General features: G+C 73.8%; 7 protein-coding genes and 1 pseudogene. 2 read left to right on the top strand and 6 right to left on the bottom strand.

The window, feature by feature from the left end; translation table 11 throughout:
* Positions 1 to 465: 465 nt before the first annotated feature.
* Positions 466 to 2,232 (bottom strand): NAD+ synthase, encoded by a 1,767-nt coding sequence (locus ACFWI8_RS35420; RefSeq protein ID WP_387100123.1) that lies wholly within the window; start codon positions 2,230 to 2,232, stop codon positions 466 to 468.
* A gap of 275 nt (positions 2,233 to 2,507) precedes the next feature.
* On the opposite strand from ACFWI8_RS35420, the gene ACFWI8_RS35415 reads away from it, so the two are divergent.
* The gene (locus ACFWI8_RS35415) at positions 2,508 to 3,554 is read left to right on the top strand and encodes a terpene cyclase (protein ID WP_387100120.1); all 1,047 of its coding nucleotides are present in this window, start codon (positions 2,508 to 2,510) and stop codon (positions 3,552 to 3,554) included.
* 235 nt (positions 3,555 to 3,789) lie between these two features.
* Here ACFWI8_RS35415 and ACFWI8_RS35410 read toward each other — a convergent pair whose 3' ends face one another.
* The 5 genes and pseudogenes from ACFWI8_RS35410 to ACFWI8_RS35390 all read right to left on the bottom strand — a co-directional run bounded on the left by ACFWI8_RS35410 (position 3,790) and on the right by ACFWI8_RS35390 (position 8,421).
* A complete protein-coding gene (locus tag ACFWI8_RS35410) occupies positions 3,790 to 5,262 on the bottom strand; it encodes a cytochrome P450 (protein WP_387100117.1) in 1,473 nt (490 codons plus the stop codon).
* A 98-nt stretch (positions 5,263 to 5,360) separates the two neighbouring features.
* Positions 5,361 to 5,984 (bottom strand): annotated as a pseudogene (locus ACFWI8_RS35405) (ATP/GTP-binding protein); the annotation flags it as partial.
* A complete protein-coding gene (locus tag ACFWI8_RS35400; RefSeq protein WP_387100126.1) occupies positions 5,965 to 6,303 on the bottom strand; it encodes a DUF742 domain-containing protein in 339 nt (112 codons plus the stop codon). The gene ACFWI8_RS35400 and the pseudogene ACFWI8_RS35405, both read right to left, overlap by 20 nt.
* A gap of 110 nt (positions 6,304 to 6,413) precedes the next feature.
* On the bottom strand, positions 6,414 to 6,812 hold the full coding sequence (locus ACFWI8_RS35395) for a roadblock/LC7 domain-containing protein (protein WP_311604792.1): 399 nt from the start codon (positions 6,810 to 6,812) through the stop codon (positions 6,414 to 6,416).
* Positions 6,813 to 6,900: 88 nt separating this feature from the next.
* Entirely contained in the window at positions 6,901 to 8,421 is a 1,521-nt protein-coding gene (locus tag ACFWI8_RS35390; protein ID WP_387100114.1) for an ATP-binding protein, read from the bottom strand.
* 438 nt (positions 8,422 to 8,859) lie between these two features.
* Here ACFWI8_RS35390 and glnA point away from each other — a divergent pair, with 438 nt between their 5' ends.
* On the top strand, positions 8,860 to 10,221 hold the full coding sequence (glnA, locus tag ACFWI8_RS35385; protein WP_387100111.1) for a type I glutamate--ammonia ligase: 1,362 nt from the start codon (positions 8,860 to 8,862) through the stop codon (positions 10,219 to 10,221).
* Positions 10,222 to 10,299: the final 78 nt, after the last annotated feature.

Raw genomic sequence — 10,299 nt, 5'->3', positions numbered from 1 at the left:
GCCTGCGGCCGTGCGGTGCCGCGCCCACCCACCCTCCCCCAGCGTCAGCTGGGGGAGGGTGGCCTCGCGCGGCACGGGCCGCGTGGCCCGGCGGCGCAGCCGCCGCGGGCCATCGGCCTCCGGGCCCGCTCACCGCGCGCAGCGCGGCGGTGCCGGCAACCGCGCGGAGCGCGGAAAGGGCGGGCGGGGGAGCACCTCGCGCTTAGCGCCGGGGCCGACGGCGCACCACGCTCGGCACGGCGACGCACCCCCCGCGCGCGCGGAGCGCCGGGGCCCGGCCGGCGGCGCAGCCGCCACGGCCCCCGGCCGCGCACCCACCCGCGCGAAGCGCGTAAAAGGGGCGGGTGGGTGGGGAAAATCCCCGCGCGGAGCGCCGGGGCCAGCGGCGCGCCACGCTCGGCACGCCGACGCCCCCCCCGCGCGGAGCGCCGGGGGTGGTCGCCTGCGGCCGCCAGGCCGCTTCGCTTAGGCCCGGCCGGCCAGGCCCTCGCGCCAGCGGTTGGTGAGCGGCAGGCGGCGGTCCTTGCCGAAGACCTTCGGGGAGATCTTGGTGCCCGGCGGGTACTGCCGCCGCTTGTACTCGGCCGCGTCCACCAGCCGCAGCACCCGCGAGACGAGCTCCGCGTCGTAGCCGGCCGCCACGATGTCGGCCGCGCCCCGGTCGCGGTCCACGTACAGTTCGAGGACGCCGTCCAGCACGTCGTAGTCCGGCAGCGAGTCCGTGTCCACCTGCCCCGGCCGCAGTTCCGCGCTCGGCGGCTTGGCGATGGAGTTCTCCGGGATCGGCGGCGTCTCGCCCCGCCGCGCCGCGGCCTCGTTGCGCCACCTGGCGAGCCGGTAGACCACCGTCTTGTAGACGTCCTTGATCGGCCCGTAGGCGCCGACCGAGTCGCCGTAGAGCGTCGAGTAGCCCACGGCGAGCTCGCTCTTGTTGCCGGGGGCGAGCACGATGTGGCCCTCCTGGTTGGAGACCGCCATCAGCAGGGTGCCGCGCAGCCGCGACTGGAGGTTCTCCTCGGCGAGGCCGGTCAGCTCCACCGCGTCCAGGTAGGCGTCGAACATGCCGCCGATCGGCACCGTCCGCAGGGCGAGGCCGGTGCGCCTGGCCAGCTCGGTCGCGTCGTCCTTGGAGTGCTCCGAGGAGTAGCGCGAGGGCATGGAGAGCCCGAAGACCTGCTGGGGGCCGAGCGCGTCGCAGGCGATCGCCGCGCACAGCGCCGAGTCGATGCCGCCGGAGAGGCCGATCAGGACGGAACGGAACCCGTTCTTCCTGACGTAGGCGCGGACCCCGGTGACCAGCGCCTGGTACATCTCCTCCGCGTCGTCGAGCCGGTCGGCGACCGCGCCGCGGTAGGTCGGCTCGTAGGGCGGCAGCGGCTCGGCCGAGAGCGTCACGTGGTCGATCCGCAGCCCGTCGTCGACGACGCCGGCCGGCGGCTCGCCGGCGGCGGCCGGGAGGTCGAGGTCGAGCAGCAGGCACTCCTCGGCGAACTGGCCGGCCCGCGCCAGCACGGTGCCGTCCCGGTCGACGACGATCGAGTCGCCGTCGAAGACCAGCTCGTCCTGGCCGCCGACCATCGCCAGGTAGGCGAGCGTGCAGCCGGCCTCCTGGGCCCGCTTGCGCACCAGGTCGAGCCGGGTGTCGTCCTTGGCGACCTCGTAGGGGGAGGCGTTGACCGACAGCAGCAGTCCCGCGCCGGCCGCGCGCGCGGCCGGCACCCGGCCGCCGTCCTGCCACAGGTCCTCGCAGATGGCGAGCGCCACGTCGACGCCGCGGACCCGGATCACCGGCAGCGTGGCGCCGGGCACGAAGTAGCGGAACTCGTCGAAGACGCCGTAGTTCGGCAGGTGGTGCTTGGCGAAGGTGAGGACCACCTCGCCGCGGTGCAGTACGGCCGCCGCGTTGCGCGGGGCGCCGGCCGGCTGGCCGAGCACCTGGCTGGCCTGCTCGGCCCGGTCGAGGTAGCCGAGCACCACCGGGACCTCGCCCAGGCCCTCGGCGGCCAGTCTGGTCGCCAGCTCGCGGAGCGCCGCCCGGCTGGCGGCCACGAAGGACGGGCGCAGGGCCAGGTCCTCGACCGGATAGCCGGTGAGCATCATCTCGGGGAAGGCGACCAGGTGCGCGCCACGGTCGACGCCGTGCCGCGTCCAGCGCAGCACGGCGTCCGCGTTGCCGGGCAGATCGCCGACGGTGGAGTCGATCTGGTTCAGGGCGATTCGTAGCTGAGGCACGCGGTCGAGTCTAATCGTCCGACTGACGCAATGTAGGGCGCGGTCCTTCTGGCCGGCTTTCGGCCGTGGCAAACGGCGAGGGACCCGGTGATAGGGAATGATCCGCGAGTGACGCATACCTGACGGAAAGGGTCGTCACCGCGCGAGATGGCGACCGCAACCGATCGGTGGGTGAGGCACCCCCTGGAATCCGGCCAGGATCGACGGTCGCGGATTACGCGGGCATGCCAAAGGGCAGGGCTGAACCCACCTGCGTGTGAGGACGGGACGACGCCATGCTGGAAAGGGGCGCGGCCATGCCGCAGGACATCAGCTTCTACCTGCCCTTCCAAGGGAGCATCAACCCGGGCGCCGGCCGGGCGCGCATCCACCACCTGGACTGGGTGCGCCGCTACGGCCTCGTCGTCGGCGAGGCGGCGCTGCGCCGCTACCAGGGCTGGCAGGTGACCGACCTGGCGGCGTACGCCTACCCGGAGGCAGCCGGGGGCGACCTCGACCTGGTCACCGACGCCGTCTGCATCGGCTTCCCGCTGGACGACCTGTTCGACGGCCCGCTCGGCCGGCAACCGGAGCGCGTCGCCCAACTGGTCACCGAACTGGCCGCCATCCCCTACCGCGCCCCCGGCACCCCGCCCGCGCTCGACGCGCCGATCGCCAGGGCGTACGCCGACGTGTGGCGGCGCAGCGTCGTCGGCATGTCGCCGGCCTGGCGGGCCAGGGCGGCCGCCAACCTGGGCCGCTTCTTCCGCGCCTACGTGCGTGAGGCGCGGAACCGGGCCAAGGGCGTCGTGCTGGACGAGGCCGCGTACGTGCGGCTGCGCCGGCAGGCGGTCGGCACCGCCCCGTGCTTCGACCTGATCGAGCGCGCCGGGCACTTCGAGGTGCCGGCCGGCGTCTTCTGGAGCCATGAGGTGCGGCTGCTCACCCGCTGCGCGGGCGACGTCGTCTTCCTCTGCAACGACGTGCACTCCGCGGAGCGCGAGGAGGCGCAGGGGGACCCGCACAACCTGGTGCTGATCAGGCAGCGGGCGCGCGGCTGCACGCGGGAGGAGGCGGTGCGGCAGGTCACCAGGCTGGCGACCAGCAGGGCCCGCGTGTTCGCGGCGCTGGCCGCCCGCCTGCCGGAGCTCTGCGAGCGGCTGGGCGTCGACGCGCGCGGCCAGGCCGACCTCGACCGTTACGTGGCCGGGCTGCGCAACTGGATGGTCGGCAACCAACGGTGGGGCGTCGTCACCACCCGCTACGGGGGTACGCCGCAGGCCACGGAGCCACCGCGCCCCGCCGCGCCCACGCCGGCCGGCGGCGCGGGGTCCCTGCCGTGACGGGCTCGGCCTCGGCCGGCGCGGCCGGCTTGTGGCCCTGCCGGCGGTCGCCGGCCCACGTCGGTGAGTCCGGCAGGCGGCCGGGCTGAGAGGCCGGGGCCCTGCCGGGTCGGCGCTCGACCGTTGCCCCCGGGCCGGCGTGGCCGGCCGGCCATGGACGACCGCCGGGTGCCGCCGCTTCCTCGGTTGGGGCGGTGCGGCCGGCCGTGGGCCACCTGCGCCGCGTGACGCGGCGTCAGCCGTGGCGGTGGAGCCTCCACTGTCGCAGGCGGGCCCGTAGGGCCCGCCAGGCGCGGGTGGGGCCGGCGTGCGGCGCGCCGCGCCGTACCGTCGACGCAGCCGCCGCCTCCGGCGGCGAGCTGGCGGTGGCGCCGGCCCGCGCCGCCGTCACACCCGCCCCGGAGGGGCCCCGCGGCTCGCGGCGGGAGAACGCCACCGGCAGCGCGTCCAGGTGGCGGGACCAGGTCGAGGAGGACCAGCTCAGGTCGTCGGGCTCGGTGGTCAGCCGCAGGTCGGGCAGCCTGGTGAGCAGCACCTCGATCGCCGTGCCCGTGATGGCCCGGCCGATGTCCTGGCCCGGGCACTCGTGCGGGCCACTGGTGAAGGCCAGGTGCGAGCGGTTGCCGTGCATCGGCGCGCCGGGCGCCGGCCGCACCGCCGGGTCGACGTTGGCCGCCGCGAGCCCCAGGAGTAACACGTCGCCCTCCCTGATGTGCTGGCCGCCCAACTCCACGTCCTGGGTGGCGAAGCCACCCGGGCAGACCGAGATCGGCGGCTCGTCCCACAGCACCTGCTCCACCGCGGCAGGCAGCGTCATCCGGCCGCCGTGCAGCGAGCCCCGGAACCGGGGGTGGGTGAGCACCACCCGCAGGGTGTTGACGATCAGGTTGGTGGTGGTCTCGTTGCCGGCGACCATCACCAGGCGCAGGTGGTGGACCACCTCCTCGTCCGAGAGGTCAGCCGGGTGGGCGAGCAGCCAGGACGCCAGGTCGTGGCCGGGGTCCGTGCTCTTGCGCGTCACCAGTTCGCCGAGCGTCCGCTGGATGTACCGGTCGGCGCTGACCGCCTTCTCGGTGCCGATCAGCAGCTGACGGCTGGCCCGCACCAGACGCGGCCCCTCCTCCTCCGGCAGCCCGAGCACGGTGGTCAGCGCCAGCATCGGCAGCTGCTGGGCGTACTGGGCGAGGATCTCCGCCTCGCCGTCGGCGGCGAAGCGGTCGATCAACTGGTGGGCGTGGCGCTGCACATGGCGGCGCAGGCCGCGCCGGTCGAAGCGGTCGAGGCTCTGGTTGAGGGCGGACCGCAGCCGCTGGTGCACCTCGCCGTCCTGGTGGGTGCAGTCGGGGCCCCACAGCAGCACCGGCGCGATGGGTGAGGCGGCGCCCACCCGACCGGCCCGGTATTCGCCCCAGTTGCGGCCGTCCCGGCTGAACCGGCGCGGGTTGCGCGTCACCTCGAGGATCTCCGCGTAGCCGAGGACCAGCCACGCCGGCACGTCGCCCTCCAGCAACACCGGTGCGACCGGGCCGTGTTCGGCGCGCAGCCGCTCGTAGAGGCCGAACGGGTCCGCCGACGCGACCGGGCCGTACAGCCGGTGCACCCCGCCCGGGCCCGGTTCGTGCGCGGGACAGCCGGGTGGTGGTACGGCGGCGGTCAGTCCGCCGGCCGGCCGGCTGGTGGGGGACGGGTCTGGCGACGGCCTGGTCACGGTGCCTCCGAGGGGTGCGGACGGGCGGCGGAGCTGGGTACGGCGACGGCGTGGGCGACCCGCGCGTGGGCGACGCCCGCCGTGGCGGGGGACGGGGGAGCGGCGGGGGCGGCGGTGGCGTAGAGGAAGCGCAGCAGGGTCAGCAGCACGTCGCGACTGGACTCGAGCCGGCGGGCGTCACAGGTCACCAGCGGGACGTGCTCCGGCAGGTCGAGCGCGGCGCGCAGGTCGTCCTCCGGGTGGACCGGCGCGTCGGGGAAGCTGTTGACGGCGACGACGAACGGCACCCCGCCGTCCTCCAGCCGGTCCATGGCGGCGAAGCAGTCCTCGAGGCGCCGGGTGTCCACCAGCACCACGGCGCCCAGCGCGCCCTCGAGGACCCCGTTCCACAGGAACCAGAACCGCTGCTGGCCCGGCGTGCCGAACAGGTAGAGCACCAGGCGCTCGTCCAGCGTGATCCGGCCGAAGTCCATGGCCACGGTCGTCTCGGTCTTCGCCTCGACCCCGGCCAGGTCGTCCACGCCGACCCCGCTGAGGGTCATGGTCTCCTCGGTGGTCAGCGGGCGGATCTCGCTGACGGAGGCGACCATCGTGGTCTTGCCGACACCGAAGCCGCCGACGATCACCACCTTGACCGACTGCTCGGCGGATCTGGGCAGCAGGTCCTCCTCCCGGGGGCCCAGGCCGAGCCCCCGGGAGGGGTCAGAGTCGTTGTAGTCCATCGATCAACGCCTTCAGGGTCTCGACGTCCGGGTCGGCGGCGGCCTGCCGCTGCGCCTCGCGGGTGTGCCTGAGCTCCACCAGGCCGCCGGCGCTCAGGTCCCTCAGCAGCACGGTGACCGCGCTGAACGGCAGGCCGAGGTGGGCGGAGATCTCGGCCACGGAGATGGGGTGTTGACACACCCGCAGCAGGGCGGCGTGCTCGGGGGAGTGGCCGGGGGCCGGGGCGGTGGATCGGGCCACGACGAGCGTGACCAGATCCAGGAGTAAGGAGTCCGGGTCGTCCCCCGACTCGCTCCGGCCGCCGGTGACGATGTACAGCGGGACCGCCCGCCCCGCGCCCCCACGCGCCCTGCGGCCCCGCCGGCCGCCGCCGCCACCGCCCGGCGGCTCGGCGGATCCGGAGGGGCCGGTGGCACCGGTGGTGCCGGTCACGGAGCCGCCTGTTCCGGTGTGCGGGGCTCGCTCGACAGATGTTCGCCGATCCGCAGCACCAGGTCCCGCATGCGCTGGCTGACCAGGCCCGGGTCGACCCGGCCCTCCGCGGTGACGGCCAGGTAGGAGCGCTCGCCGGCCGACATCAGGTAGAAGTAGCCGCCGGTCAGTTCGAGCAGCACCATCCGGATGTCGCCGTCGTCGCGCGGGAACTCCCTGGCGATCGACTGGGCCAGGCTCTTGATGCCGGAGGCGGCGGCGGCGATCCGGTCCCCGCTGTCCCGGCTCTCCCGTTCGCTGCCGTGCTGGGCCATGCACAGCCCGTCCGCGGACAGCAACACGATGTGCCGGATGCCCGGCACGCTGTCGGCCAGGTCCCTGAGCATCCAGTCCATGTCCTTGAACCGACGCTGTGTCACGTGTTCTCACCCTTTTGATTCCGAGACTGTCTGTGCGGGCTTGGGGGACGCGGGGGCGGCCGGCTCAGCGGCCGCTCCCCGGCGGGGGCCCCGGGTCCTGGCCCGTCGGCCGTTCGGTGGCGGCGGCCGCGTGCTGCTCGTCGCTGCGCCGCAGCCCCTCGAAGAACGAGTCGACCCACAGGCCGGGCGCCGCGGGCGGCTCCTCGCCGGCCGCCCCCGCCGCCGGGGGCGTGGCCGGGCGCCGGGTGGCGGCCGCCGACGACCGGCCGCGCGGGATGGGCCGGCGGCGCTGGGGCAGGCCGTTGGCCGCGCGCTCGTACTGCGGCTCCTCGTCGTCGAGCCCGGGGAGGTGGCCGTAGGGGTCGTCGTCCTCGTCGTCGCCGTAGAGCGAGGGCTCGACCACCGGCCTGACCGGCCAGCGGGGCGCCGGGCGCAGCGGCGGCAGTTCGTAGGGCGGCGGGGGCGTGTGGGTGATCAGCTCGTTGGGGATGAAGAGCACCGCCCGCACCCCACCGCAGGTGGAGGGGCGCAGCGAGATCCTGGCGCCGTGGTGGCTGGCCAGGATGCCCGCCACCCGCAGGCCGACCCGCGCGGTCTCGCCCAGGTCCTCCAGGTCGAGGCCGTCGACGCCCTGTTGGAGCAGGAACTCGGCGCGGCGGCGCGACTCGCCGGTGAGGCCGGTGCCCTTGTCCTCGATGGAGATCTCGATGCCGAGGGCCACCTCCTCGGTGTTCATGATCACCTCGGCGTTCGGCGGCGAGTAGCGGGTGGCGTTGTCCAGCAGCTCGCCCAGGACCATGATCAGCGGCTCGACGGCGTGGCCGTGGATGCCGCAGTCGATCACGTGGTGCTGCTTGACCCGCAGGTACTCCCGGATCGGCCCGGCGCCGGCGCGCATCACGTCGTAGAGGGTGATGGGGTGTTCCCAGCGGCGCATGGGGGCGCCGCCGCCCAGCACGGCGAGCGAGGTGGCGAAGCGGCCGGTGACGTTGATGCCGTGTTCGAGCCGCATCAGGTCGCTCATCACGTCCGGGTCGTTGTGCCGGAACTCCATCTTGCCGACGTCGTCCTGGAGCCGGTGGATCTCGGACTGGATGCGGCAGGCGATGTTGACGATGGCGCGCTTGGCCGAGTCCCGCTGGAGCTCCTTCTCGCGCAGCACGTCGACGATGGCGTGCACCATCGCCCGGTGCGCCCTGGCGAGGCGGGGGTCGGAGGCGGAGTCGGGGATGCCGGGGAGGACGTCAGCCTCAAGGTTGCCGCGCTTCAGCTCGTCGAGGGCGGCCGGCAGCAGGTCGTAGGCGACCAACTCGGCGTCGGCCAGCTGCTGCCCCACCTTGACCCGGAGCCGCTCGGCGGCGTGGCCGCGCCTGACGGTCTCGCCCCAGGTGACCGCCACCGCGAGGGTGGCCGCGGCGCCGCACCACAGCACGGGCAGCCGCGCGTCACCCGGGGCCAGCAACACGGCCGCGAGCCCGCACAACGCCACGAGCGCGGGCGGCAGCAGCCGCCCCCGCGCGGGCGCCGCGGCTCGGGCCCGGCGGACGGGCGGTAAGGGATCGGCACGCACCACGGGCTTCCTCACGGGCATCCTCACTGGCCTGGCGGCGGACGGACGGCAGGGGCGCATGGCGCATGCCGCTGACATATACGCGATGGCGACCAGCCGTAGTGGCCGCGACTCGCTTTGTGACACCGGAGGGTAGAGGGCCGGCGGCGCGTGCCGCAGGCAGTTGCGGAAAGCTCCCCCGTTCGGGCAACCGACGGCCGGCGCCGGGCGCGTACGCCGTCCGCGGAAACGTTGCTGACCAGCGGTTTCCGGTTCACCCACGAGGGAAATTCGCCCCGTATATTCATGGCCAAAGCTTGGTCTCCCCGATGTCCCAGAATGGAGGACATCGGGGGCGGCCGGGCCGACCGGTCGCGCGTGCGCAACGCCGTGGAAATCCTGTGATGGGATGCTCAGGAGCCCCGTGCGGAGCGTCCGGGGACAGAGCCGTCTGACCAGCGAGGATGGGTGGAAATGGAGAAGCAGCAGGAGTTCGTGCTCCGCACGCTGGAGGAGCGGGACATCCGGTTCGTGCGGCTGTGGTTCACCGACGTCCTCGGATTCCTCAAGTCGGTCGCGGTGGCGCCCGCCGAGCTCGAACAGGCCTTTGACGAGGGCATCGGCTTCGACGGCTCGGCCATCGAGGGCTTCGCCCGCGTACACGAGTCCGACATGATCGCAAAGCCGGCGCCGAGCACCTTCCAGATCCTGCCCTGGCGCGCCGAATCACCCGGCACCGCCCGGATGTTCTGCGACATCCTGACCCCCGACGGCTCCCCCTCCTACGCCGACCCGCGCTACGTGCTCAAGCGCGCCCTGGCCAAGAGCTCCGACCTCGGCTTCACCTTCTACACCCACCCCGAGATCGAGTTCTTCCTCCTCAACGACAAGCCCGTCGACGGCTCACGCCCCACGCCCGCCGACTCCTCCGGCTACTTCGACCACACCCCCCAGAACATCGGCATGGACTTCCGGCGGCAGGCCATCACCATGCTCGAGTCCATGGGCATCTCCGTCGAGTTCTCCCACCACGAGGGCGCGCCTGGCCAGCAGGAGATCGACCTGCGGTACGCCGACGCGCTCTCCACCGCGGACAACATCATGACGTTCCGCCTGGTGATGAAGCAGGTGGCGCTGGAACAGGGCGTACAGGCCACCTTCATGCCCAAGCCGTTCTCGGAGTACCCCGGCTCCGGCATGCACACCCACCTCTCGCTCTTCGAGGGCGACCGCAACGCGTTCCACGAGACCGGCGCCGAGTACCAGCTCTCCAAGGTCGGCCGCTCCTTCATCGCCGGCCTGCTGCGGCACGCGGGCGAGATCTCGGCCGTCACCAACCAGTGGGTCAACTCCTACAAGCGCATCTGGGGCGGCGCCCAGCGCACCGCGGGCGCGGGCGGCGAGGCCCCCTCCTACATCTGCTGGGGCCACAACAACCGCTCGGCGCTGATCCGGGTCCCCATGTACAAGCCGGGCAAGACCGGCTCCACCCGCATCGAGGTCCGCTCGCTGGACTCCGGCTGCAACCCGTACCTCTCCTACGCCGTCCTGCTGGCCGCGGGGCTCAAGGGCGTCGAGGAGGGCTACGAACTCCCGCCGGGCGCGGAGGACGACGTCTGGGCCCTCACCGACAGCGAGCGCCGGGCGCTCGGCATCGAACCACTGCCGCAGAACCTGGGCGAGGCGATCCAACTGATGCAGCGGAGCGAGCTCGTCGCGGAGACGTTGGGCGAGCACGTCTTCGACTTCTTCCTGCGCAACAAGCGGCAGGAGTGGGAGGAGTACCGCTCGGAGGTCACGGCCTTCGAGCTACGCAAGAGCCTGCCGGTGTTGTAGCCGGATCGCTGCGCTTGGCGTCGGCCACCGGCCCGCAGGCCCGGGTCACCGGCGCGCTCCGCGCGCCTGGTGCCCGGG

Origin of the sequence: Streptomyces sp. NPDC127098 (assembly GCF_042722465.1) — a bacterium.
Classification (GTDB): Bacteria; Actinomycetota; Actinomycetes; order Streptomycetales; family Streptomycetaceae; genus Streptomyces; species Streptomyces millisiae.
This window is presented reverse-complemented; position numbering and strand designations above follow the sequence as displayed.